The following is a 23581-nucleotide window of genomic DNA, read 5'->3' on the forward strand; positions in this document are numbered from 1 at the left end:
GTCGGGAGACAGCAGGATCGGTCGCTGCCAGGTATATTGGAAATGAATATCTAATATCCCAGGTATTGTCGTGAATAATTTAAGGCGCTTGGACATCAACCTGCTGCTGACCCTGGATGTGCTGCTCGCCGAGCACAACGTGACCCGCGCGGCGCAACGCCTGAACCTGTCGCAACCCTCGGTCAGCGTGCATTTGGCCAAGCTGCGGGAGATTTTCGGCGACCCGTTGTTGCTGCCGGGCCCGCGCGGCATGCGGCCCACCGCTAGGGCCGACGAGTTGCGCGAGCCGTTGCGCCGGGCGCTGGAGGCCCTGGAGCTGGCGGTGTCGCCGGCCAGCCCGTTCGACCCGGGCGCGGCGGCCAATACCTGGAGCGTGTCGGCGTCCGACTACGGCGAGTCGACGGTGATCCTGCCGGCGCTGGCCGGCTTGCGCGCGGCGGCCCCCGGAACCCGGCTGGCGGTGCTCGAATTGGAGCCGGGGCGTCTGGTCCAGCAGGCTGAGCAGGGCATCATCGACCTGGCCCTGCACACCAGCGAGGACTCGCCGCCGGGGCTGCGCCGCCGCGTGCTGTTCAGCGAGCGTTACGTGCTGGTGGGCCGCGCCTGCAACGACGCCCGAGCCTGGCGCAGTTCGCCAAGCTGGAACATGTGGTGGTGTCGCCCGATGGCGGCGGTTTCCACGGCGCCACCGACAGCGCGCTGGGCGAGGTGGGCCTGACGCGCCGGGTGGTGCTGTCGGTGCCGCATTTTCTGTTTGTCCTCTCGGCGCTGGCGAGCACCGACCTGGTGGCGATGCTGCCGTCGCGCCTGGTGCGCGACAACCCGGCGCTGAAGGTGGTCGAGCCGCCGCTGGAAGTCCCGGGTTATGACATGGCCATGCTCTGGCACGAGCGCTGCCACCGCGACCCGGCCCATCAATGGCTGCGGGAGTTCATCGTCGCCTCGCTGTGAACGCTGCTACGGCTCTTCCCTGGCCGGCGTTTCCCAGGGCGCGCCCTGGGCAAAGCGCGCCTCGATCCAGTGCTTGAAGGCCTGGGTGGTGGCACTGCTGAAGCGCGCCGACGGGCGCAGCAGGAAGATCCCCGAGTCGCTGTCCAGCTGCCACTGCGGCAGCACCCGGACCAGATGCCCCGAGGCGAGGTCCTGGTTCATCAGCCAGTCGCCGCCGGCAAGAATGCCGACGCCGGCCCGGGCCGCGGCCAGCAGTGCTTCGTTGTCGTTGCTCTGCAAGGTGCCGTGGATACGCACGGTTTCCAGCCGGCCCTGGCGGGTCAGCCGCCAGTCGGGCCAGGAACGCAGGCCGGTAAAGCCCAGGCAGTTGTGGCTGGCAAGATCGGCGGGCAGCCGCGGTTCGCCATGGCGTTGCAGGTAGTCGGGCGACGCGCAGAGGATGCGCCGGTGCGCACAGAGTTTACGCGCCACCAGCTGGCTGTCGGCCAGTTCGCCGATGCGGATCGCCGCGTCGAAACCTTCGCCGACGATGTCGACGAAACGGTCCGAATACTCGGTCTCCAGCGTCACCCCGGGATGGGCCAGGGCGAACTCGGCGAGGATCGGGCTGAGCCAGCGCCGGCCCATGGCGGCCGGCAAGGCCAGGCGCAGGCGCCCGCGGATCTGCGCGGCGCCCTGGGAGGCTTCGTGTTCGGCTGCGCTGATCAGGCCCGCCGCCTGTCGCAAGCGCTCCACTAGCCGCGCGCCTTCGTCGGTGAAGCGCAATTGCCGGGTGGTGCGTTGCACCAGGCGAATGCCCAGGCGGCTTTCCAGCGCCGCCAGGCGCTTGGACAGCACCGAAGGGTGGCGCTGCAAGGCCCGCCCGGCGGCGGCGAAAGAGCCGTGCTCGAAGAGCGCCATCAAGGTGGCGAGTTCATCGGCCTGTCGGCTGTCGAACGGATCCATGTGCCTGGGCTGCCTCGTGGTGCGGCCAAATGGCCGGAAGGGACGGAAAGGATCGGCTTCAAGGTATCAGCACGATGGCGCCTTGCGCGCGTCCGTCGTGCAGGTCGGCGTGGGCCTGGGCCACGTCGGCCAAGGGGTAACGCTGCCAGATCCGCGGCTGGATGATACCCGTGGCGAAGGCGTCCAGCACATCGGCGGCGCGCGCCTGGTACTCGCTGGCGCTGGCGGTGTGGGCGGCGAGGGACGGGCGGGTGAGAAATAGCGAGCCCTTGGTGTTGAGCATGCCGACCTGCACCGCCTCCGGAGCGCCCGACGCCGCGCCGAAGGACACCAGCAGGCCGCGGGGACGCAGGCTGTCGAGGGAGGCTTCGAAGGACACCCGGCCGATCGGGTCGTACACCACATCGACCTTGTGCCCTTGAGTGACCTCGACGACCTGTTGGGCGAGGGTCGCGGCGTCGAACACCAGCACCTCGTCGCAACCGGCGGCCCGGGCCCGCTCGATGCTTTGCGCCTTGGAGACGACGCCGATGACCGTGGCCCCCAGGTGCTTGGCCCAAGGCACCATCAACTGGCCCAGGGCCCCGGCGGCGCCATAGATCAGCACCCGGGTGCCAGGGCCGACGGGGTAGGTGGTCTTGAGCAGGTACTGGGCGGTGATGCCCTTGAACAGCAGGGCCGCGGCGGCGTCCGAGGCCAGCGCCGGCGGCAGCTTGACCAGGTGCTCGGCCGGGTACAGGCGGGCGCTGGCATACGCGCCGAGGGGCCCGGTGGCATAGGCGACGCGGTCGCCCACCTGGACCTGGGTGACGCCAGGGCCGATCACCTTGACCAGCCCCGCGCCCTCCAGCCCGAGCCCGCAGGGCAGGGCAACCGGCACCGCGCCGCTGCGCTGGCTGAGGTCCAGTGGATTGACGCCGATGGCCGTCTGCTCCAGCCAGACCTCGCCGGCACCGGGCGCCTGGACTTGCACCTGCTCGAACTGCAGGACCTGGGGGGCGCCGACTTGGTGAAGCTGTACGCGGGTGAGCATGCTCGATCTCCTTGGAAGCTTTGCGGTAGGGCGCAGGGTGTAGGAAACGAGGATAGGGCTGTGCTACAGGCTCAACAATCTGGTCTGTTTGCATTTGACTGCTGCATGCGGTGCAGCAGTTGACAGGAAAATCCCGGCGCGAGGCCGGGATTCCCGGGGGTAAGGCAGGCGCTTGCGCAGCGTTACGTCACGGCGCTGCAGAAGCGGCGGATGGCCTCGCAGGCCTGGCGCAACGATCGATCGTCCAGGGCATAGGCGATGCGAATGTAGGGGCCCAGGCCAAAGGCGCTGCCATGCACCACCGCGACATCGGCTTCGTCGAGCAGGGCGTGGGCCACGTCCTCGTCGCTGGCCAGTAAACGCCCGCCGGGCGAGGTGCGCCCGATCAGCCCGGCGCAGCTGGCGAAGGCATAGAACGCCCCGGCCGGCCGGGCGCAGTGCAGCCCGGGCGTGTCGTTGAGCAACTCGACCATCAGGTCGCGGCGGCGCTGGAACACCGCGCGGCTGTGCTGGATGAAGTCCTTGGGGCCGCTCAGCGCGGCCAGCGCCGCCTGCTGGGAAATGGCGCTGGCGCCGGAGGTCTGTTGGCCCTGGAGTTTTTCCATGGCGTCCAGCAGCCAGCGCGGACCCGTGGCGAAACCGATGCGCCAGCCGGTCATGGCGTAGGCCTTGGACACACCGTTCATGGTCAGGGTGCGCGCGGCCAGGCGCGGCTCGACCTGGGCCAGGGTATGGAACGGCTGGTCGTCGAAGATCAGGTGCTCGTAGATGTCGTCCGCGAGGATCAGCACCTGCGGCTGGGCCAGCAGCACCTCGGCCAGGGCCTGGAGTTCGCCGCGGCTGTACACCGCGCCGGTCGGGTTGGAGGGCGAGTTGAGGATCAACCAGCGGGTTCGCGGACTGATTGCCGCGGCCAGGGCCGCCGGGGTCAGCTTGAAGCCACTCGCGGCGTCGCAGGTGACGATGTTCGGCGTGCCGCCGCACAACTGGACCATCTCCGGGTAGCTGACCCAGTAGGGCGCCGGGACTATCACTTGATCGCCGTCGTTCAGGGTCGCGGCCAGGGCGTTGTAGATCACTTGCTTGCCGCCATTGCTGACGATGCTGTCCTGCCAGCCTGCTTCCAGGCGGTTTTCGTCGCGGAACTTGGCGGCCACCGCTTCGCGCAGCGCACGCACGCCGGCCACCTGGGTGTAGCGGGTATGGCCGCTCTCGATGGCCTGTATGGCGGCCTGGCGTATGTGCTCGGGGGTGTCGAAGTCCGGCTCGCCGGCGCACAGCGAGATGATCTGCGCGCCTTGCGCCCGGCGTTCCGCCACCCGATCCATGATGCGGTAGGTCGCCGAAGGCCGGGCACTGGCCAGGCGCTGGTTGAGGCGCTGGATATCGTTACTCATGCGCGGCTTCTCCACTCGGTCAGGTTCATCAGTTCCAGGGTCGAGCGGCCTTCGCTCAGCGCCTGCATCATCTGCGCCTCCTTGTGGGCGCGGGCCTCGCCTGCGGCCAGGGTGCGGGCGGCGTCGGCCTGGGGAATGACGATCACGCCGTCATCGTCGGCCACCAGCAGGTCGCCCGGCGCGACCCAGGCACCATTGAAATTGAACGGACGACCCACCGAGGGCGCGCTGGCCTTGAGGGTGCCCTTGACCGAGATACCGCGGGCGAAGACCGGGAACCGGCGCTTTTTCAGGGCGGCGATATCGCGCACGCCGCCGTCGATCACCAGCCCGACCACGCCGGCCGCTTCGGCGGCCACGGTGAGCACTTCGCCCCAGTAACCGGCGATGAAATTGTCGGTGCCCACCACCAGCACACTGCCGCGGGGCACCCGCTCCATGGCCAGGTGCAGGGCCAGGTTGTCGCCCGGCGAGCATTGCAGCGGGTAGGCCGGGGCGGCGATGAAGGCGCCGTCCCAGACCGGACGGATCGCGCTGTCGACGGCGCAGGGCAGGTGCGAGGCTTCATACAGCGTCGAGCTGCCGAGTACTTTGGCCCGCTCGTGGAAGTCGAGGGGCAGGGGGAGCGTGGTCATCGGACTTGCCTCTGCAGGTGGTGGTAACCCAGGGCGGCCCGGGCTTCCTTGAGGGTCTTGCCTTGATCGATCAAGGCACGGATATCGGCTTCGACCGCTTCGATCTGGCGGGCACAGGCCGCCACTTCGGCGGCGCGGGCGCGGGGCACCACCACCACGCCGTTGGCGTCGGCGACCACGATGTCGCGGGCACAGACCCGGGCGCCGCCGATGGACACCGGCTGGTTCACCGACTGCACTTGCACCCGGTCCTTGCCGGTGCGCATGAAGCGGCCCTGGCTGAACAGTGGATAGCCGTCGCCCAGGGCCTTGCTGACATCGCGGCAGACACCGTCGATCACCGTGGCGGCGATCCGTCGGCTGCCGGCGTACTGGGTCATGATGTCGCCCCAGACGGTGCAGTCGGTGCGGCCGCCGTTGGCAATCACCACCACGTCGCCCGGGGCCACGTCGTCGATGAAGTCACCGACGGTGCCGGGTGGCACGCTGGCCGAGACGTACTGCACGGTGAACGCCGGGCCGACCACCACCTGGCGGTAGTTGTCCAGCGGCGCGATGCCCAGGCACTGGCCGGGCAGGCCGAGCTTGTCCAGGGCATCGGAGACGCCGGGGGTATCCAGGCCGGCGAACAGCTCGACCAGTTGCTGATCATTCATGTGCGTGCTCCACCGCGATGGCTTCGAACTGGCGGTCATGCATCACCTCGGCGACCGAGCGGCCAGCGCGCACCGCCTCGACCATGGCGTGCTGGCGACGGTCGATGCGCTCGCCCAGGTCGAGGACTTTTTCGATATGCCGGGCGGCGACAAACACCGTGCCGCAGCGGTCGGCGATCACGTAGTCGTCTTCGCTTACTTGGACCCCGGCAATCTGCACCGGCACGCCGGCGTCGAGCTGGATCACCCGGTTGCGCGCGCTGATCATGGTCACGCCACGGCCATAGACCGGGTAGCCGATGGCGGCGCTGCCGTCGATGTCACGGCTGTAACCGTCGATCACGCTGCCGCGGATCCGTTTGTGCTGCGCCGCGTTGGCGAGGATGTCGCCCCAGCAGGAAATGCCTTCCAGGCCGCCGGCGATCACCAGGATGCGATCGGCGCTGGCGATCCGTTCGACCACCGGGGAAATCAGGTGCACGGTCGGTGCGCTGTCGGTCTTGGCGCCCAGCAGCACGGTGCTGGCGCGGCCGACGATCTTCGGGCAGTCCCACAACGGCCGCAGGCCGACGGTGGCGCCGGGCAGGCCAAGGAAATCGAGGGCGTCGGACACCGTGTTGGTGTCCAGCGCCGTCAGGCGATCAAGCAAGGTGGCAGTGCTCATGGGGTAACCCCTGTGGTGACGGAGGGCCCCAGTGTCGACGAGCGCATTTGATAGGTATATTACGAATCAAGTAAGCCTTGCATACGAAAAACCTATGGTGCCGCCATGATCAATTTTCGCTTGATTCGTCATCTCTGGCTGTTCCTGGCAGTGGCCGAGGAACAGAACTTCAGCCGCGCCGCCAAGCGCCTGGGCATGTCGCAACCGCCGCTGACCGAGCAGATCCAGGTGCTGGAGCAGGCCCTCAAGGTCAAGCTCTTCGACCGTTCGCGCCGGGGTGCCAAGCTGACCCCGGTGGGCCAGGCCATCCTGCCGGCGGTGCGCAAGTTCGCCGAGCAGCTGGAGCGCCTGGAGATGGCCGTGCACGAGGCGGTGGCGGGGCAGTCGGGGGTGCTGACCATCGGCGCCATCACCACGGCGATGCTCGATGTGCTGCCGGCGCTGATCGAGAAACTGAAGACCCAGTATCCGCAGCTCACAGTGTCGGTGCGGGAGATCGACAGTGTCGAGGCAATCCCGGCCCTGGAGGCCGGCGACATCGACCTGGCCTTCGCCCGCGTGGAGGGTGAGCTGGGCAGCAGCGTACGCTCGATTGCGCTGACCGAGGATCGCCTGGCGGTGGCGCTGCCCAGCAACCATCCATTGGCCGCGCGTTCGCGCATCAGCCTGGCGAGCCTGGCGGGTGAGCCACTGGTGTTGTCGTCGCGCAAAGTCAGCCCGATGTATTTCGACAACCTGATCGCCACCTGCCGCGCCAGCGGTTTTTCCCCGCGGGTGTTACACGAGGTGCGTTCGGTGGCTTCGCAGATCGCCTTTGTCAGTTGCGGGCAGGGCATTGCCCTGGTGCCGGCGTCCTTGAAAAAGGTCGCGCCGAGCAATGTGGTGCTGCGCCCGCTGAGCCAGCGGCTGAACGTGGTCACCACCGCGCTGGCCTGGAACCCGACACGCACCAACCCGCTGGTGGAGGAACTGGTGGCGCAGTTCCAGGGCAAGGGCCGGGTCAACGTTCCATAGGTTTGCCGTATGGGTGCCTTCTTGAATCCGGAATTTACATAAGTCCCGCGTCCCCGGAGAGTGCGCGATGCGCCGGCCGTTACCGTCTGCCGGCGGCGATTCGTCAGAGGAGCGTTCAACGTGGCTGCGCAAGCAGAATTCATCGCTACACAGGTGCCGCTGACCGTGCAGGGCGTCGAGCTGAGTATCGCCAGCCTGCATCGCGCCGGCGAGCGGGCGCCGATCCTGTTCCTGCACGGCTTTGGCTCGACCAAGGAAGACTACGCCGACATCGTGCGTCAGGCGGCTTTCGCCGGGCGGCCGTTCGTGGCCTACGATGCGCCGGGCTGCGGCGCGAGCCATTGTGCCGACCTGGGGAGAATCTCCATCCCGTTCCTGCTCGACACCGCGCTGCAGATCCTCGAACACTTCCAGATCGAGCGCTTCCATCTGGTCGGGCATTCCATGGGCGGCCTGACCGCGCTGATGTTGGCCCATAAGCTTGCGGGGCGGGTGCTGAGCTTCGTCGATATCGAAGGCAATATCGCCCCGGAAGACTGCTTCCTCAGCCGGCAGATAGTCGACTACCCCGAGGTCGACGCCGAGCGCTTCTTCGACGATTTCATCGAGCGCGCCCGACAGGCGCCAGCCTACGCCAGCGCGCTGTATGCCGCCAGCCTGCGGCACAAGGTGCGCCCCGGCGCGGTGCGCGGGATCTTCGAGTCGATGGTCTGGCTCTCGGATCATGGCGAGCTGATGGACACGTTTCTCGGCCTGGGCTGCCCGCGGATGTTCATGTACGGCGAGCAGAATGCCCATCTGTCCTACCTGGCGCATATCCAGGCCCAGGGCGTGCGGCTGGCGCAGATCCCGGCCTGTGGGCACTTTCCGATGTATTCCAACCCCATGGCGATGTGGCAGCACATCGCCGAGTTCCAGGCCGGCGCGCACGCCGGTTGAAGCCTGTAACCTGCCGCGCTTGCGCTACAGCGTTTTTACGAGGAGCCGCCCCATGCTGATCGATCACCTTGACCATCTGGTCCTGACCACCGTGGACCCCGAGGCCTGCCAGGACTTTTACCTGCGGGTGCTGGGCATGACCCTGGAAACCTTCGGCAACGGCCGCATGGCGTTTCGTTTCGGCAACCAGAAGATCAACCTGCACGTGCGCGGGCAGGAGTTCGAGCCCAAGGCGCATCTGCCGGTGCCGGGCGCGCTGGACCTGTGCTTTATCAGTGCCCAGCCGCTGGAGGCAGTGGTCGCCCATCTGCAGCGGCACAACTGGCCGATCGTCGAAGGGCCGGTGCAGCGCACGGGCGCCACCGGGCCGATCCGTTCGGTCTACGTGCGCGACCCCGACCTCAACCTGATCGAAATCTCGCAATACCTGTAGCGCAAACGCTTCGCCCCGTTGGCTCGGGGCCTTGCGTATCCCCATCCCTCTGGCGGCATTAGTCTTGAACGATCATTCACGGTTACCGGGCGTCCCCGGCATTGTTGTCCTGGGGCTGTTGCAGATCCTGGTCTGGGGCGGTTCGTTCTTCCTGATGGCGGTGATGGCCGGGCCGATCATCAAGGACACCGGCTGGGCCAGCCAGTGGGTGTATGGCGCGCTGTCCCTGAGCATCCTCGTCTCGGCGTTGCTGGCGCCCCTGACCAGCCGGCTGATCGCCCGGCATGGCGGGCGCGGGGTGCTGGCCAGCAGTGGCCTGGCGGTCGCCGCGGGTCTGGGTCTGATGGCCGCTTCGACAACACTGGCGATGTTCCTCCTGGCCTGGGTGGTGATCGGCCTGGGGATGGCGCTGGGTTTGTACGAAGCCTTGTTCGCCAGCCTGGGCGCGCTTTATGGCGAGCGGGCGGGCAGCGCGATCACCGGCATCACCTTGATTTCCGGGTTTGCCAGCACCCTGGCATGGCCACTGGTGGCGCTGCTGATCGAGCACATCGGTTGGCGCGCCACCTGCCAGGTGTATGCCGTGCTGCTGGCGCTGACCGTGGCGCCGCTGTACCTGTGGGCATTGCCGCGCGGGCGCGGGTCCCTGGCGAAACAGCAAACCGCCGTTGCCGCCGTGGTCGCGATCGACCGGCGTATTTATGGGCTGCTGACCACGATCTTCGCCCTGGGCGCGGTGATCATGACGGCGATCTCCGTGCAACTGGTTTCCCTGCTGCAGGGCCTGGGATATTCCCTGGCCGCGGCCATTGGTTTTGGCGCGTTGCTGGGGCCCAGCCAGGTAGGCTCGCGGGTGCTGCAAGTATTCGCGCGCAAGCGGCACCCGGTGTGGACTGCCTTGATCTCCGTCACCCTGGTGGCCTCGGGGCTGCTGCTGGTGGCGCTGGCGCCTGGCGCGACGGCGCTCGGCCTGGTGCTTTACGGCGCCGGCAATGGCCTGCGCGCCATCGTTCGCGGCCTGCTGCCGCTGGCCCTGATGTCACCGGCGGACTATGTCCTGCTGATGGGGCGCATGTCACGGCCATCGCTGATCGGCCAGGCCCTGACGCCGCTGGCCGGCGGCTTCCTGTTGCAAGCGCTGGGGGCGGGCGGGGTGCTGGCAACACTCTGCTCGCTGGCGCTGCTGAATGTGCTGTTGGTGGGGTGGTTGATCAGGCTGGTATCACACGCTCCGCAAAGACCGTCATGACAGTCCTGTTAGTCTGTCGATGCCCGCCACAGGATAAAAGAAGCAGGGAAGGGGGCTTGCGCCAGACACGACGGATGCCGGCGCCGGGCATTGAATTATTTTATTCCTGTTCTTGACATGCCCGGCGAACAAGTCCAGAATTGCGTCCATTCCTGATTCAGGAACGCGAAAAATCCCTTAGAATTCAAAGGGTTGGAAGCTAGATCAAGTTCAGGTTTCCAGCTTCGAGTTGTATGCCTTTGATGCGGTTGCAAAGCATCGAAAGTTTGGCCGAGTAGCAAAATGGTTATGCAGCGGATTGCAAATCCGCCTACGCCGGTTCGATTCCGACCTCGGCCTCCAAACTGAAAAGCCCGTAGATCAATGATCTACGGGCTTTTTTATTGGCTGGAGGAAAGTGAAGTTGGGCACTGTGGAGCTTTGTCCTCCCAGAAATCCCTTGGATGAGTTCAGCGGGACTCTTTTGTGACCTGCTAGCGCCATCAAAATGCGTCCTCTCTTATCCGCCTCCCTGTAACGAGCCTGTTGCGCCAACGAGCCTGCTGCCTCCGGCACCAGGCGTGTCCGGCTGAGTGCTCAACGAACTATCGGAATCACTGGCGACGGCGATCAAGGACTGATTGTTTTGATTACGTATCAGGCGTTATCGCAAAGTTTCCAGAGATAATCAGTGAAGTGATTTTGTCTAGATGTCTTGAAATAAGGACTCAACTAAATATAAGTGACTCTGGTGCTCGTCAGCCGGATGAGTGGTTAACTTTTTTCTCCATACGAAAGTGGCCAGCATCTTGTACGATACTGGCCATTTTTTACATGCACTTACCGAGGGGTGTTACGCATTTGCCACGTTCTTCTGCCCGGCCGAAATGAGTGGGTTAAGAGTTCGACCGTGATCCTTGACAAGATTGTCTTCGATAACGATGGCGCTGTTGCAGGAAACGTAGTATTCAGTTGTGCGGGACTTGTCTTGTACGGCCATCAAGTAGCCCCTTGGGTCGCTACGTTTCCAGGTATCGCTTGCGCCTTGATCTAATGACCAGAAATCGTCATTGCCGTCTTTCTGCCATGTGCTAATGGCTACTTTAACTACTGCACTTGCACCGTTTGTGACTGTGATACTCATGTTCATATTCCTTTTTGATTGTACATTCCATGAGTTGGCTCCCTATTTAAAATCAAGTTGCAGACTTGCCACTGCTACTGAAAAACAGCAGTTAGGTTAACTCATTGAGATGTTGTGGAGTATTATGGCAAGGCGATTGATATCGGCGTCAAGGACGGTACCAGTTTCTTGCGCCAATATGTTTTATTTCCTCCTTTCGATCATGGGTAGGAATACAGTCAAACCTGTAAACAGGTAAAAGCAAGGTACCTTCACCTTTATAAAATGGCGGTTCCGACGAGTGGTAGAGTTAGTGTCTTAGTCGCTTGTTTTTTATTGTTTTATCGCGTTTATTTATGTGGGTTCTGCATCGAGACTTTCAACCTGGCGTAAAGATGTTCCATCGGTGCGAAGGCCTGGCTATCGAACCCGACAGACGACATGCTCTTGCGGCGGTCGTTCGTTGCGCTTGGGCACATCTTCCAACTGGGTTTTTACAGCGCTAAGGTCATGCGGTTGAGTCTGGGTTGGCGGGGCGAATTTACTGAGGATCTGTCGCTGCATCACCGCCAGTCGAAGGGGTGAGCATGACGAATCGAATCGGTGGAAGCTGAGAGGCACGGATGTTTCGGTCTGCCAGCATGCCCAGGGCAGGAGCAGGGCGGTGAGAGAGGAAGAGTTCGGCTTGGTAATGGAGCACTAAACGCAGCTCAGGAAATAGAAGGTTTTGTCTGTCGAGCTGTAAGTTTTCCTGCGCCGGTTCGATTCCGACCTCGGCTTCCAAACTGAAAAGCCCGTAGATCAATAATCTACGGGCTTTTTTATTGGCTGGAAGAAAGCAGGCGTTATAACGAGCGGGAAGGGTTACCGATAATCCAGAAACACGGTCATTGCTCCGTTTACCGTTCCGGGTGTAGCCGTCACGTCAGTCCTGATGTAGGACGCCTGCATCGGAATGGCAAACGAGCCACCTGCCGTTTTGTTGTATCCATCGACCGTTACCGAGGAGCCCATGGTTGCCGGAGCGCCCTGGGCGTTTTCAACCCGGATCTTTATGCCGCTCGCGCTTGAACCGCCAGTAAGCGGCAATACCCCAGGCGAGTTCGCAATCACGCCGCCAACCGGGTCAAGGGTATAGCCAATCCGGTTATAGCCCTTGGGGCAGTTGTTGATCTGTATCTGGAAGCTCTGGGTGCCGGCTGTCGAGCCGATGCGGTCCAGGCGATTCAGCAAGGTCTTGGGTAGCTTTACCGTTTGGTTCGGCACCGAGCAGGTGCCGTCGATCGGGGTGATAGTGCCTTTCAGATAGATATAAAGTTTGGTCGTTTGTCCTTGAGTTACGAGAGAGTAGTAGAACGGTGAAGCGTTGAAGCCTGCCAGGGAGCCGCCTAGATTTGCTCGACCATCGCCGAGTAACTGCACTTCGATTGGCTGGCTGAACTCGATCGAGAAATCTCCAGTTCCGTAGGCTGTTCCATTGATCAACAAACGAGTCGATATGCCCGAGACGTTCGTGGTGATTACTGATGAGGTTGAGGTTGATGCGCCGCCATTTGGGAAGCTGGCAAGCCTTGTGGCTGTGCACTTCGATTGGCCGCATATCTGCGACGGAGTGATGTAATGTCGAGCCAGTATGGTTCCACTGGCCGTGTTCTTCGGGATCGACAGTTGCTGTCCAAATGCATCCACATCCGCAGCCCTCGCCGACGGCGACACGGCGAAGGCCATGAGTGCAATGATGCAAAGTTGCGGCGCGCTGAACAGGGCGCTGATCATTTTTCTTGCTGTGGTTTTCATTGCCTGTTTCTCTCTGATCGACCTTGAATAGGGGTCGTGGGTGAATCGCTCTTGCGCACCCTGGTTCCATGCGTTCGGAAATGAATCTCTTTGTTTAGGCGAAGATTGTTGGCGACGTGTGTATTTCACTAAGCATTCAGCCGATAACAAGACGCGGGTTCAGCGACAAACAAAGAGTTCTGATCTTTAACCTGGCTCAACTGGATAGGTCGCCTGAGTGCTGTACCGCTACGCCATCGTCGTTGATGCTTTCGAACTCGATCTTTGTTGCTCCGCCTGGCGCCAGGGAAGATGCCCCCTCGATTGCGAATGATTGGCTTGAATAGGGGGGCAGCATTGTCGCGGGAACCGGATAGCTGTTCGAACCGCTCTTGACGTTCACCGTGCCGAAAGAAATGTGAAACGCGGAATCATTCCTTATTTCCAGGCCGGGCTTGCCCTCCTTGGGCACCCTGCGCCATTGCAGCCTGGAGGGGGCCTGGTCAACGTCGCCTGGCAAGCCGGCGGGCCGGTAAAACAACTTGATGCGCTGGCGCACGGCAATCTGCAGGATGTTTTCATCCTTCGACTTCTGGGGGATTTCCTGCACGCTCAACCAGAACACCGACTCCCTGTCCGCGGGTAGCCCCATGCCTTGGTAGAGAATGCGCAACTGCTGCCGGGCGTTCCCGTTCAGGCGTTTCAGGGGAGGGGTGAGGGCAAAGGGGACGTCCTGATCGGTGCTCGTGCCGAAGGGCTCGATCCAGGACTGGATCATGATGGGTGTCGATTCATCGTTCAGCACCAGCATGGAAGTTTCTTTCTTCGGTCCGGTCAGTACCACTCGAGTTTCATTCAATGAGATACCGGCATGGGAGGGCAGGGCAAACAACGACAGAAGTCCGGCAAATGCCACACTCATGGCAAGGGGCTTTTTCATGGAGTTTCTCGAAAGTGTTGAAAGAGACATCGGTGCGCTTCTTTCTTATGGCGTGTTCATTAGTCAATGCGGGTGATTGTGGGACTTTCATCGCATGCCTTTATAAATGCCTGGGGATACTAGTGGCACTGGACTTTCCCAGGTATCAGTCGATTCTTAAAACGCTGGTGACCCCTGGGGCCCTGGGATAGAAGTGCACAATCGGGAGTATTCCGTGACTTTTGGCAGGTATAGCGCGACCTACTCGCTATATTGATGGCGTCCCATCCACCGGCTCGCTATCGCAGTCCGTTCAAGATATTGGCTTGGCGGGTAAGGGAGTTCTGTGCCCTGTTCGCCGAGTTGGATAAGCAGCAAGCCAGCCCCGCCTCGAACGCTTGCGTCGATACGCTAGCCCGTCCGATCACCGCTCAACCGAGGTGCTCGCACGCGTGCTTCTGCCGGCTACGTCCAGGTTTCTTCAAGCCGTTCAGGTTTCTTCAGAATTGTCTTCGAGACATGCGCGGCCGCTCTGATTAGAGTGGTCCCGCTTGCCCGGCCAGGTGTGTTTACGATGGATTGCTGAACGGCCAACAGCTGGTCAGGGTGGGCACCAATTCAGATCCGATATTGTGCCGGGTGATGTTGCGGTGCCTTTGAATAATCCCTCGCTGAAAAAATCCGGAAGAGTGATGCAGCTCTTTCTCTGTCCTTAGGCTTCGTTGATCGCTCCTTCGCGGTTTGGCCTATGGCCTGTGTCTTCGGCTCCGCTGGCCCATGAGTTCAGCCATCCTAGGATCCCTGCGCCGGTTGGGCAAAATCTGCCTTTGCCTGTCTCTTAATTAATAATTCTTTTAAAATCATATGGTTATGATTTTTTTGGTGTGATAGCCTGCTGGCATCTCTGGTTTTATCAGTGGCATGCAGCTTTCTTCTGCGCCGGTTCGGTTCCGGCCGTAGCCCCCACCGATAGAAACAGCTCTGTAGATCTATGATTTACGGAGCTTTTTGTTTATGGGCAGGCTCGATATTCAGTCTTGAATTTGACGCCAACGAACTTGCTTCAAAGGGAGGGGATGTATATATTTCACCCCCTTGCCGCAAGGCACTGAAACGGCTCAAGCCTTTCAGACTGCAACACCGCGCTACCGCCCGAATGGCGAAACTGGTAGACGCATGGGACTTAAAATCCCCCGCTCGTAAGGGCGTGCCGGTTCGATTCCGGCTTCGGGCACCATCTATTTCAAGGGTTTGCTGGCGAAAGCTGATGCAAACCCTTGTTCGTTTCCGGCCCGCAAATTCAAATCCGGCCTGCGATTTACGCGGTTGGAGAGGCTTTCTTGCCTTTCTGCTGGCGGAGGTATTTCTCTGTCATTGCCATTGGGCAAAAGTCACTGGCGTATTGCAGAGACGTCTACGCAGCTCTGCAGATGGATGTAATAAGGACATTAGGTGTTTCGGAAAGTGATTCTGTTGGTGTTGGTCAACTGCCTGAGCGCCTGCGCCGCGGTGGCGATGCGCATGGACTACGACCACCCTTGCCCCTACAAGGGCGTGCGCCTGGACTGGTGGTTGGTAGGCACCTCCCATGGAAAGCTGATTCCCTTTTTACTGATCGATGCACCGTTTTCCTTGGTGGTCGATACGGTGTTTTTTCCATTCGAGTATCAGTACAGCTGCAATGACTAATCTGTTTTTGGCTTTCGTCTGCAAAGCGGGAGCCCTGCGCAATTTGTCGATGGCCTGGGGTGATGCGTATTCGCCATTAGCACACCAGCCCTAATCGTCTGCTGCCGAGGCCGGGCATATAGTGCGGATGACCATCCTCGTCGGGGTGGCTCTCACAAGAAAGTGCCGATACGAAAAAGGAGATTCACCATGTCATTCAAGAAAATCGTCTACGCCTCCGCAGTGGTTTTGGCCCTCACCGCCTCGAACGCCCACGCATTCGCCAGAGACTGTAACGACTCGCTGTGGAAGTTCAGCGGCATCGAAGCACTGACCTGCATCTTCTCGGGCCAATGGTAATCCGCCGTTTCCCGGGTTGAAGCTGTCCCAACGACAAGGCTGACTGTGAATGGCCGCTCAATCCGGTCAGCCTTGTTGTTTTTCCATTCCTGCGCATTCATCGCGCGGTTCTCAATCCGCCATCCGGCCATTGGTCGATATTTGCCGGTTGCGCAGGGGACGGTTCTGCTGGCTGGCAAAACGCAGCAGTCTGTATGACTGGTAATGAGTACGCGGTGAACTGGGAGACACCACAGTTCTACTTTCACCTCGTCACGGCCTACAACATCCTGCGACATAACGGCGTGCCGCTCGGTAAAGCCGACTATGTGCAGCACATGTTCGCCTACTTGCGGCAGTAAGCGACTGTCTGATTTCCCAGGCGGACTAAAAGAAAAGTGCTGAACCGGGCGTCAAGGCTCGGTTTTATCGCGTTTGTCAGGAGGGTTTTTTCTGTTGAAGCGCGCCGATATGTCTTGGTAGGTCTCGTTATCGGTTGCCGCGAGCAGTGTCTGGCCATCCTTCAAGGTGGCCAGAAATGTCACTTCGGTATTGTGGCCCGCCAGAAGATAGCCGGCGACGGCTCCTACCGGCCCAAGAAACATGGCACCCACCACTCCAAGGCCTATGGCACTCTTTATGTTCTTGTTCGAATCGGTATTTTCGACGATGAGTTCCTTGAATTCGGAGACGAGAAAGCTTTTCCCTACTAGAGGTTTATTGGGAGTCTTGAGCGTGATGGTTCCGCGCAGATACTCCGCATCACCCTGGGGGAAGTCACCGGCCAGCACTATGATCTTTGCCATCTGGAAAGGCCCCAAGGCGATCATTTTTAGGGGGCCATTGCGCGCCTTAAGGGGTAGAGCGTCAACGCTGCGACGACGACTGGCGGCACCATTGGTCTATGGCAGGGCGAAAACACTGCCAGACCTGGGCATGGACAGTCATGCGCGGCAGCTTAAGGCTGCGCTTGAGCGGCGTGGCTTTCCAGGCCCGGATGCGCCAGGTATCGATAAAAAGAAGATATTGAGTATCGATATGCTCAAGCGCTGGCCGGATGAGTTGGGACGGGCGCGGAACAGGGGATACACTTGCCGCCAAGCCTCTGGTGGGCTGGACGGATGAACCAAGGAAGAGCCTCAGTGATAACTATTCAAAACGCGGCACCCAGACTGTCTTATGCAGAACTTGCCAAGATGGTTGAGCAAAAGAGGGCGGTAGAGCAGGTCAATCTGCTTGAAGCCAAATTGAACCCAGCCTTCCTGGCCAAACTTGAGGCCGCGATAGAAAACGCGGATATGGAGCAGGAAGTTCAGCCGATTTTCCCTATCGAAGTTTGACCGACCTGGTGCCGGGTGATACTCGGCCAGATCCGACAATATTGCTCAGTTTCAAGACAAGGACGAAGGATGCGAATTTTTACCGGTGAGTGGGCTCGATGGCTGATGGCGGCTGGTATCACCGCCTTGGCAATGGCGACTAACGCGCAGGCGCAAACGACGCCTCAGGCAGCCCGGGAGATAAAGGGCTTGCTAGACTTTGTCGAGCACAGCCAGTGCCAGTTCGTGCGTAATGGCACCGAGTATCCAGCCCCCCAGGCACGGCAGCACCTGGAGAAAAAACTGAATTACCTCGAAGGCAAGAACATGGTGAGCAGCGCGGAGGACTTTATCGACCTCGCGGCCACTAAAAGCAGCATGAGCGGCAAGGCCTATGAGGTGCACTGTGCTACGGGATCGCAACCGGCTAGCGCCTGGTTGAAGGCCGAGCTGCAGAGGCTGCGTCAGCCTCACTGAGTCGTTCTTGCGTTAAAACAAGCCCAGCTCATTGCTGGGCTTTTTGTTTCTGAAAAACAGGAAAGCGCAGCTCATCGATATGGAAACAAGCGACCGACTGGTCCAACGTTCAGCCGGTCGCGGCAGGGGGTGAGGTCAGCTACTCCGGAATGAATCACTCAGGAGATGACCGGAATATCCTCGATAAACTTGATTCGCTCACCGTTATAGAAGATCTCGATAGCGGTATAGAGCGGTGAGTTGGGAGGCATTACCCGGGTGAACCTGACTTGTGCGCAGCTGAGTTGCTGAATCCACTGTCCCGGCCTTTGCACCAGGTGCAGATCCAGCAAGAGTATGGTCGGGTTGATACCTTGTGGCGTTCGCATCGTCAGATAGGCTTCGACCCCTGGGTTGGCAACTTCAACGTCTCCAACGACATGAAGCTCGTCCGGTTTGGGTGGCATGGCGTTCAACCAGGCATGCCAGTTCGTGCATTTCGTAGTCATTTTTTCGTTCCTTGAGAAATGAAGCCCGAAGCTTGGGGTACTGCGGTTTCGTATGGCGCTTCGTGTGCCATCGAATCGAATACCGGCTGCCCGATCCTCTCTATCCATATCCAAGAGCGGTGCTGAAGAGGTCGGATGAATACGACCGGAAGTCCATGCTTAAAGGTGTAGATGAGGAACGGGGCAGGGTCCCGTGGTCTGGACGAGTGGTACCCACTGGTGGCGCCTGAGCCAGAGCTGAGCGGTTCTGTAGAAGCAAGAAAGCAGAAGCCCGGACATGGCCGGGCCTCGTTGGATGGGTGCCTGTTCAGCGCGAAGAATAGGGCTTGCCTTCACGCCCTGCGTTTTCTACCGACAACCTGCGTCTACGCCTTTGAACCCAGCTCCAGAGTGCGTGCACAGGATGAATGAACATCGCCAGCACGCACAGCAGCAGGACAATGAAGATGGACATCAGACCGAGACCTTCATGGGAAAACATCGTGGGTTACTCCTGTAGTTCACTTTGTCGGTCCCGCAAGGGTAGGCACTCAGACGCTTCGCTTCATGAAGGTTGCTTAAAGATAGTTTCATCTGTGTCCGAGCCATGGGGGCAGAAGAGGGCGCCGCCGGGCGAAGGCAGGTACGAAAAAGCCCGGCGCTGGACCGGGCTTTTCATGCGGGGCGATGCTGACCAAACGAGGGTGTTGAAACCGATTCAGCTGGAGAGCATGAGGCTGGGTCTATCGATCATTCTTGCTCGAGGAGACGCTGGCGTTGCCCAGGCCTTTCGAGTTGTGGTCCCCGGGCGTGGTGTCCGAGATCGCAGTGGCTTTTGACAGTCCGCGGGTATCTTTGGAATGAGCCACGCCGGAAGTGGTCGAGCCATGGCCGTTGCTGTCATTACGAATGCTGCCGTAATGGTTGCCATTTTCTCCAAGATTGCGAACCGATTTGCCGGCTGGGTCGCTTTTCAGGCCGCCGTTATGGCCCTTGCTGCTGACCCCTCCCGAGTGACCACCTGCCTGGCCACCATGACCACCACTGTTACCACCGCCATGCCCCCCGCCGTTGCCACCGCCATTTCCGCCACCATGGCCACCACCGTCCTTGGCATAAGCGGACGTCATGGGGAGCAGAGGAGCTGCAGCCAGCATCAGTACACAGGTCACGGCAGTCACGAGATTTTTTTTCTTTAAAAGCATGATCGCTTCCATAGATAAGGAGAGGTTTGCATGAACTAAGACGCAATCGGCTGTCTATAGTTCGGGTGTCATGACGAATGGCACCACGGCTGGATTCATGCAGAGGATTGCAGAGATGACGACTCGTTCGGTTGTAGCTGTTTTAGCAAGCGCCGCGTTTTTATTCGGCTCGACTGCCTTGTATGCGGACCCAGGGAACGGCAAGGGCAACCCCCATGGCAATCAGGGCGGACATGGCAATAAAGGCAACAAATCCCAGGACTACAAGCAGGGCGGGAGGTATGACGGCCCTCAAGTCGATGTCGGCGGTGTTCGCGTGATCATTGGCGACAGTCGTGACTACTGGTCACCCGGGCCGGCCCTGCCGCCGGGCATCCAGAAAAACCTGGCCCGAGGCAAGCCACTGCCGCCGGGCATCGCGAAAAAACTCGATGGCCGGATGCTCGGTCGCCTACCGCACTATGACGGCTATGAGTGGCAACAGGCCGGCACTGACTTGATCCTGGTCGCCATCGCGACAGGCATCATCTACGAAGTCCTGCACGACGCCCTGGACTGATTCCGGGCCGGCCCACCAGCAAGCCCGGTGCAAGACCGGGCTTTTTGCTTGACATGCGGCGTCCGGCACTCCCCTAACATCCTGATGCTGGTTCGATTCCAGTGCCCCCTGTTTTTTCGTTGGCTCAAGTACGGATAACCGCCTTGGCGGAGATTTTGCCGAGCCACCTCTTTCAGCAACATTCCAGCGCGATCTGATAATTGAGTGGAGCGTTTCGGAAGTGTCCTAGGGACGCCGATTTGGCGCCGTTCTAAGGTTTCAGCGTTCGCCGTGTGCGCTTTTTTGACTGGCATCGACTATCGAGCCGGCTGCGTTTCGCCCATTGAAAAAGTGCATGGCGACAGGCAGGGAGAGCGGCCTGGGTGGCTGCTCCGGACTGAACCGATCGCATGTTTGCATTCAATTAAAGGAATAAATAATGCCCACTCAAAATGTTGGTAAGTTCTTTGATTTTCGCGCCAGGGTTACCGCACCCGCGTGGACGATCGATCCTGATAATGGCCTGGGGGCGAGTGGTATTCCCGGCGCCTCACGTCGGCGCTCCAGCGGCATGGAGCAGGTGGTCGAACTGGGTACATCGAGCCTTGATGTGCTTCAGGCGGGTGGCAGCCTTCCGCAGTTTTTCAGCGTCGAGTTGAACGAAGACAGGCTCAAGGGGGCGAGCAAGGTCCAGGTCTACTTTGATGGCATCACCAGTGATGGTGTGATCTTGATGAATGACTATGAAGAGGCTGGCTCCGCACGCAATGTGGGCGTTCAACTGCTGGACAGCGAGGGAAAAGTCGTGCTTCTGGGCCATGAAGGGCGTGCCGAATACCCGGTGGCACCGGGTTTCAGGCTGTCCTTCGCGGCAAGGTTGGTCAGCGCCAACGGGCCAGTGGAAGCCGGTGAGTTTTCCTCGTTTTCGGAGTGCGTGATCCTGTATGCCTGATGGCAGGCAAGCGGTTCACGCAGGCGTAGTCATGCGAAAAGAAGGGCGGTGGCGCTTTTTTGCTGGCGCCAACAAGGTGACGAATCGGCCATTGCCAGAAAAAACATGTGGTTATTTAAGGGCTTAGAAAATATTTAGGGTAAAAATAACCTCAAAATATATTGTTACATGTTCTTCGGGACGTTAAGATAGCCCCGCGTTCACCTACCACGGTTTATGCATTTTTAGCCCCAAGTGTCCATCAGCTACTTGGGCTTTTTTTTGCCTGGAATTTGCCTTCGGCGGGCCTTCCCGCCACTCGATGCCACTTTGGCTCCTTCCTCAAGGGCCTCCTGCAAGGCAAAAAAAAGCCCGCGGGGAGCGGGCCAATAGTTGAATGAGCAGGGTGGAATCTACCCGCCTGGTGCTCGGCTCACAGTGAAAGAAATTTCATCTGGCCATGCCCACCCGCAATCGCCGCCAATTCTGGCCAGCGCAGCTCAATAGCCGCCACCCATACCGCCCATGCCACCCGTGCCGCTGCCTGGCGCCCTGGCTTTCTGCTGGGCGTGGCTCCATTCGGCGCAGGTGAGGAAGCTTTTGTGATCGACTTTGCCGTTGCCGTCGAAGCTGACATTGAACGGCTGTTTATGGCCGGCCTGGGTCAACACATAGTCGAAGCAGGTGCCGAGTTCCACGGTGCGAGGGGTGACGGCCACAGGTTCGCCGCCGATCTGCCGGACTTGTTCCTGGGTCATGCCGGTCTCGACCTTCGCCACCAGCGGCTGATTGCGGTAGACATGAGCGTCGCTGGTGCAACCGGCGACGGCTGACAGCAGAGCGGTCATGACGATAAGTGTTTTGTTCATGGCAGGGCTCCCGATGGTAGGTGTCATGAAGAGACACCTGGGTGCATCAGTTGAAGTAAAGCCGAGTGACGAGGGCAGCGGGTCGTATTCGCGAAAGACGGGACGCGGGGAGGGCAGATAGACAAAAAGCCCGCATGGGCGGGCTTTTTGCAGAGGGGGAGCTGATCCGTCAGCTGCAGCCAGTGTGCGCTTGCGCTATGGCCCTAGCAACGACAGGGCGACGAAACGCAGGCCTGGGTACGGGCTGATAACGCAGCTGATGATTCGGCTCTGGCAGACCTGCCAAAACGCCATAAGCACGGCAGAAAACGCTGTTTGATCGATTACCATTCGTCAGCTGTTTTGCACCCTGCATGAGAATGGCCCTCTCATTGAAAGACATTCCATCGTGGTCGGGAGGTATCCATGAGTACGAACAGGCCAACGGGCCCGCGTTCATCCGAGCATGCTTCCGGCAAGGACGAACTGGGCTTCGACCCTGACTCTCCGGATCTGGCCGATCCGCAGGTGGACCCGATAGGTCCGGCGAAAGCGCCCAGGGACAACAGGCCGGAGAAAGAACCCAAGTCCCGGGCGTATGACCCTCTGGGAAACCTGAAGCCCAAGTGAAAGACCGGCAGCGCGTTCCCGCCCGGTGGCGATGGATGGAACCCCCACCCGCGCTGACCGGGTGTAAGGTGTTCGCGACAACCTCGGCCGATCTCTACCGAAAGGGAGGCGATTATGAGCGTTCCAATGCTGAACAAGATGCACATGAACGGCTATGACGTGGTCAGCGTCAACAGCGGCCCCTGGCGGGTCTGCACCAAGGGCGACCGTCTTGGCTCCTTTGGCACCCGGGAGGAGGCCCTGGCCTACGCGGCAGCCTTGCCGGCCTACAAGGCGAAGGCCAAGAAGGCGGCGCGAGGGGCCAATACCCGATAACCCCATCCACGACCCTGCCCGGCAGCCTGGCTTGTTTTCTGGCTGTCGGGTTTTCTTTTGCCCTCAGGCCGGCGACTGGGCCTGGGCGGATTTCCAGCCCTTGAGCTCCTCGGCGATGAAGTGTTGCACCAGGTCGCTGTAGAGCTTTTCGATGGCGTCGGCGCTCAGGCCCTCGGCCTGGGCCCATTTCCGGCGTTGCAGGAGCATGGCGCGAAAGCGCTCGGGGGCGCGCACGGCGGTTTCCGAGGTCTTGAATTTCGACGCGGCCAAGACGTACCGGAAACGTTCGCCCAGCAGCTTGATGACAGCCTGGTCGAGGCGATCGATCTCGCGGCGGATATCCTCCATGCCTGCGCATTGTTCGGGGGTTCGCGACTGAATGACATCCATGTGAATACTCCAGGTGGGAAAGGATCTGCGGTTATCCGCTGGCGGATTTAATCACGGACAGGCTCGCCCTTGGCATCGCCTTGCAGGCTGCTGCGGCAACCGCGTCCGGCATGCTCCCCGTGGCCACCCGCGGAGGGTCTGTTACCATCGCGTTTTTTTTGCGGCCCCGCTCGGGTTCAGGGCAGGGTCGCGCCGGTCAAAGGAGAATGCCGTGATTATCACTACCACCCACGCGATCGCGGGGCGAGAGATCGCCGAGTACCTGGATATCGTAAGCGCCGAGTCCGTGCAGGGGATCAACGTCGTGCGGGATGTCTTTGCCGGGATGCGCGATTTTTTCGGTGGGCGTTCCCAGACCCTGGAGCGGGCGCTGAAAGAAGCCCGGGTGCAGGCGACCGACGAGATCAAGGAGCGCGCCCGCGATCTGCGCGCGGATGCGGTGCTCGGCCTGGACTACGAGATCAGCATGCCCAGCGGCCGTGGCGGCATGGTGGTGGTTTTTGTCACCGGCACCGCTGTCAGGCTCAAGTAAGCGACGGCTACCCGCATCGCGCAGCCCCGCCCGTGTGCGGGGCTTTTTTATGCCTGGCATCCTCTGCCAGAGCGCCGACCGGCCCTTGCTGATCGCCCATAAAAAAGACCCACCGGGGGAGCGGTGGGCCAGTCGGGAGTCTTCAATAAGCGTGAGCCACTTTAGCGAAGCCTTGGCGGGTTCACAGTGAAAGAAATTTCATTATTGCC

At 60.7% G+C, this 23581-nt stretch carries 28 protein-coding genes, 2 tRNA genes and 2 pseudogenes; 17 read left to right on the top strand and 15 right to left on the bottom strand.

Annotation, left to right across the window (positions count from 1 at the left end):
* Positions 1–70 precede the first annotated feature (70 nt).
* Positions 71–951: pseudogene (locus AC07Y9_RS25415) on the top strand (LysR family transcriptional regulator).
* Between the two features lie 6 nt (positions 952–957).
* On the opposite strand, the gene AC07Y9_RS25420 reads toward AC07Y9_RS25415, so the two are convergent.
* The 6 genes from AC07Y9_RS25420 to AC07Y9_RS25445 form a co-directional block, all read right to left on the bottom strand.
* Entirely contained in the window at positions 958–1896 is a 939-nt protein-coding gene (locus AC07Y9_RS25420; RefSeq protein WP_053261528.1) for a LysR family transcriptional regulator, read from the bottom strand.
* A 58-nt stretch (positions 1897–1954) separates the two neighbouring features.
* On the bottom strand, positions 1955–2929 hold the full coding sequence (locus tag AC07Y9_RS25425) for a quinone oxidoreductase family protein (protein ID WP_102680441.1): 975 nt from the start codon (positions 2927–2929) through the stop codon (positions 1955–1957).
* 182 nt (positions 2930–3111) lie between these two features.
* The gene (locus AC07Y9_RS25430; protein WP_102680442.1) at positions 3112–4326 is read right to left on the bottom strand and encodes a pyridoxal phosphate-dependent aminotransferase; all 1215 of its coding nucleotides are present in this window, start codon (positions 4324–4326) and stop codon (positions 3112–3114) included.
* Complete coding sequence (locus AC07Y9_RS25435; protein WP_102680443.1) at positions 4323–4961, bottom strand: RraA family protein; 639 nt, start codon at positions 4959–4961, stop codon at positions 4323–4325. The genes AC07Y9_RS25430 and AC07Y9_RS25435 overlap by 4 nt, the downstream gene beginning before the upstream one ends.
* The gene (locus AC07Y9_RS25440; RefSeq protein WP_102680444.1) at positions 4958–5617 is read right to left on the bottom strand and encodes an RraA family protein; all 660 of its coding nucleotides are present in this window, start codon (positions 5615–5617) and stop codon (positions 4958–4960) included. Before AC07Y9_RS25440 ends, AC07Y9_RS25435 begins: the two co-directional genes overlap by 4 nt.
* Positions 5610–6281, bottom strand: coding sequence for an RraA family protein (locus AC07Y9_RS25445; protein WP_102680445.1), 672 nt, complete (start codon positions 6279–6281; stop codon positions 5610–5612). Before AC07Y9_RS25445 ends, AC07Y9_RS25440 begins: the two co-directional genes overlap by 8 nt.
* A 105-nt stretch (positions 6282–6386) precedes the next feature.
* Here AC07Y9_RS25445 and AC07Y9_RS25450 point away from each other — a divergent pair, with 105 nt between their 5' ends.
* The 5 genes from AC07Y9_RS25450 (at position 6387) to AC07Y9_RS25470 (ending at position 10258) form a co-directional block, all read left to right on the top strand.
* A complete protein-coding gene (locus AC07Y9_RS25450) occupies positions 6387–7295 on the top strand; it encodes a LysR family transcriptional regulator (RefSeq protein WP_102680446.1) in 909 nt (302 codons plus the stop codon).
* A gap of 120 nt (positions 7296–7415) precedes the next feature.
* Positions 7416–8234, top strand: a complete 819-nt coding sequence (locus tag AC07Y9_RS25455) for an alpha/beta fold hydrolase (RefSeq protein ID WP_102680447.1) — start codon at positions 7416–7418, stop codon at positions 8232–8234.
* 55 nt (positions 8235–8289) lie between these two features.
* Positions 8290–8667, top strand: coding sequence for a VOC family protein (locus AC07Y9_RS25460; protein ID WP_101339444.1), 378 nt, complete (start codon positions 8290–8292; stop codon positions 8665–8667).
* A gap of 115 nt (positions 8668–8782) precedes the next feature.
* Entirely contained in the window at positions 8783–9916 is a 1134-nt protein-coding gene (locus tag AC07Y9_RS25465; RefSeq protein ID WP_102680469.1) for an MFS transporter, read from the top strand.
* Between the two features lie 268 nt (positions 9917–10184).
* Positions 10185–10258 (top strand) — tRNA-Cys (locus AC07Y9_RS25470).
* Positions 10259–10748: 490 nt separating this feature from the next.
* Here the strand turns inward: AC07Y9_RS25470 and AC07Y9_RS25475 are convergent.
* From AC07Y9_RS25475 to AC07Y9_RS25485, 3 genes are all read right to left on the bottom strand, one after another.
* On the bottom strand, positions 10749–11039 hold the full coding sequence (locus tag AC07Y9_RS25475; protein ID WP_102680448.1) for a hypothetical protein: 291 nt from the start codon (positions 11037–11039) through the stop codon (positions 10749–10751).
* Between the two features lie 843 nt (positions 11040–11882).
* Positions 11883–12815, bottom strand: coding sequence for a fimbrial protein (locus AC07Y9_RS25480; RefSeq protein ID WP_102680449.1), 933 nt, complete (start codon positions 12813–12815; stop codon positions 11883–11885).
* 196 nt (positions 12816–13011) lie between these two features.
* Entirely contained in the window at positions 13012–13734 is a 723-nt protein-coding gene (locus AC07Y9_RS25485) for a fimbrial biogenesis chaperone (protein ID WP_102680450.1), read from the bottom strand.
* A 1129-nt stretch (positions 13735–14863) separates the two neighbouring features.
* On the opposite strand from AC07Y9_RS25485, the gene AC07Y9_RS25490 reads away from it, so the two are divergent.
* The 4 genes and pseudogenes from AC07Y9_RS25490 to AC07Y9_RS25505 form a co-directional block, all read left to right on the top strand.
* Positions 14864–14950: transfer RNA gene (locus tag AC07Y9_RS25490), tRNA-Leu, on the top strand.
* A gap of 215 nt (positions 14951–15165) precedes the next feature.
* Complete coding sequence (locus AC07Y9_RS25495; protein ID WP_102680451.1) at positions 15166–15402, top strand: YceK/YidQ family lipoprotein; 237 nt, start codon at positions 15166–15168, stop codon at positions 15400–15402.
* 189 nt (positions 15403–15591) lie between these two features.
* A complete protein-coding gene (locus AC07Y9_RS25500; protein ID WP_007921689.1) occupies positions 15592–15741 on the top strand; it encodes a hypothetical protein in 150 nt (49 codons plus the stop codon).
* Positions 15742–15920: 179 nt separating this feature from the next.
* Positions 15921–16082, top strand: a pseudogene (locus AC07Y9_RS25505) (DUF1993 family protein); the annotation flags it as partial.
* Positions 16083–16133: 51 nt separating this feature from the next.
* On the opposite strand, the gene AC07Y9_RS25510 reads toward AC07Y9_RS25505, so the two are convergent.
* A complete protein-coding gene (locus AC07Y9_RS25510) occupies positions 16134–16526 on the bottom strand; it encodes a hypothetical protein (RefSeq protein WP_037033833.1) in 393 nt (130 codons plus the stop codon).
* Positions 16527–16862: 336 nt separating this feature from the next.
* Here AC07Y9_RS25510 and AC07Y9_RS25515 point away from each other — a divergent pair, with 336 nt between their 5' ends.
* Both AC07Y9_RS25515 and AC07Y9_RS25520 read left to right on the top strand, forming a co-directional pair.
* Positions 16863–17060 (top strand): hypothetical protein, encoded by a 198-nt coding sequence (locus AC07Y9_RS25515; RefSeq protein ID WP_178082609.1) that lies wholly within the window; start codon positions 16863–16865, stop codon positions 17058–17060.
* 69 nt (positions 17061–17129) lie between these two features.
* A complete protein-coding gene (locus AC07Y9_RS25520; RefSeq protein ID WP_053261515.1) occupies positions 17130–17516 on the top strand; it encodes a YfeK family protein in 387 nt (128 codons plus the stop codon).
* A 158-nt stretch (positions 17517–17674) separates the two neighbouring features.
* On the opposite strand, the gene AC07Y9_RS25525 is transcribed toward AC07Y9_RS25520, so the two are convergent.
* The 3 genes from AC07Y9_RS25525 to AC07Y9_RS25535 form a co-directional block, all read right to left on the bottom strand.
* Positions 17675–18004 carry a hypothetical protein gene (locus AC07Y9_RS25525; RefSeq protein WP_053261514.1) on the bottom strand — a complete coding sequence of 110 codons (330 nt, stop codon included), beginning with the start codon at positions 18002–18004 and terminating at the stop codon, positions 17675–17677.
* A 307-nt stretch (positions 18005–18311) separates the two neighbouring features.
* Entirely contained in the window at positions 18312–18485 is a 174-nt protein-coding gene (locus AC07Y9_RS25530; RefSeq protein ID WP_009044242.1) for a hypothetical protein, read from the bottom strand.
* 241 nt (positions 18486–18726) lie between these two features.
* Positions 18727–19188, bottom strand: coding sequence for a hypothetical protein (locus AC07Y9_RS25535; RefSeq protein ID WP_007921699.1), 462 nt, complete (start codon positions 19186–19188; stop codon positions 18727–18729).
* Positions 19189–19303: 115 nt separating this feature from the next.
* Between AC07Y9_RS25535 and AC07Y9_RS25540 the strand changes: the two genes are divergently transcribed.
* Together AC07Y9_RS25540 and AC07Y9_RS25545 are read left to right on the top strand one after the other, a co-directional pair.
* Positions 19304–19747, top strand: a complete 444-nt coding sequence (locus AC07Y9_RS25540) for an anti-virulence regulator CigR family protein (protein ID WP_007921700.1) — start codon at positions 19304–19306, stop codon at positions 19745–19747.
* A gap of 418 nt (positions 19748–20165) precedes the next feature.
* Positions 20166–20678, top strand: a complete 513-nt coding sequence (locus tag AC07Y9_RS25545; RefSeq protein ID WP_102680452.1) for a fimbrial protein — start codon at positions 20166–20168, stop codon at positions 20676–20678.
* A 479-nt stretch (positions 20679–21157) separates the two neighbouring features.
* On the opposite strand, the gene osmE is transcribed toward AC07Y9_RS25545, so the two are convergent.
* Positions 21158–21526: an osmotically-inducible lipoprotein OsmE gene (gene osmE / locus AC07Y9_RS25550; RefSeq protein WP_087090530.1), complete on the bottom strand. Its 369-nt coding sequence runs from the start codon at positions 21524–21526 to the stop codon at positions 21158–21160.
* Between the two features lie 405 nt (positions 21527–21931).
* Here osmE and AC07Y9_RS25555 point away from each other — a divergent pair, with 405 nt between their 5' ends.
* Together AC07Y9_RS25555 and AC07Y9_RS25560 are read left to right on the top strand one after the other, a co-directional pair.
* Positions 21932–22135 carry a DUF6021 family protein gene (locus AC07Y9_RS25555; protein WP_007921703.1) on the top strand — a complete coding sequence of 68 codons (204 nt, stop codon included), beginning with the start codon at positions 21932–21934 and terminating at the stop codon, positions 22133–22135.
* Positions 22136–22249: 114 nt separating this feature from the next.
* On the top strand, positions 22250–22450 hold the full coding sequence (locus tag AC07Y9_RS25560; protein WP_007921704.1) for a hypothetical protein: 201 nt from the start codon (positions 22250–22252) through the stop codon (positions 22448–22450).
* Positions 22451–22513: 63 nt separating this feature from the next.
* On the opposite strand, the gene AC07Y9_RS25565 is transcribed toward AC07Y9_RS25560, so the two are convergent.
* On the bottom strand, positions 22514–22840 hold the full coding sequence (locus tag AC07Y9_RS25565; RefSeq protein ID WP_102680453.1) for an isochorismate lyase: 327 nt from the start codon (positions 22838–22840) through the stop codon (positions 22514–22516).
* A gap of 211 nt (positions 22841–23051) precedes the next feature.
* On the opposite strand from AC07Y9_RS25565, the gene AC07Y9_RS25570 reads away from it, so the two are divergent.
* Positions 23052–23372 carry a YbjQ family protein gene (locus AC07Y9_RS25570; protein ID WP_007921708.1) on the top strand — a complete coding sequence of 107 codons (321 nt, stop codon included), beginning with the start codon at positions 23052–23054 and terminating at the stop codon, positions 23370–23372.
* The last annotated feature ends 209 nt before the right edge of the window (positions 23373–23581 follow it).

It is taken from the genome of Pseudomonas sp. GW456-L12, from assembly GCF_059424045.1.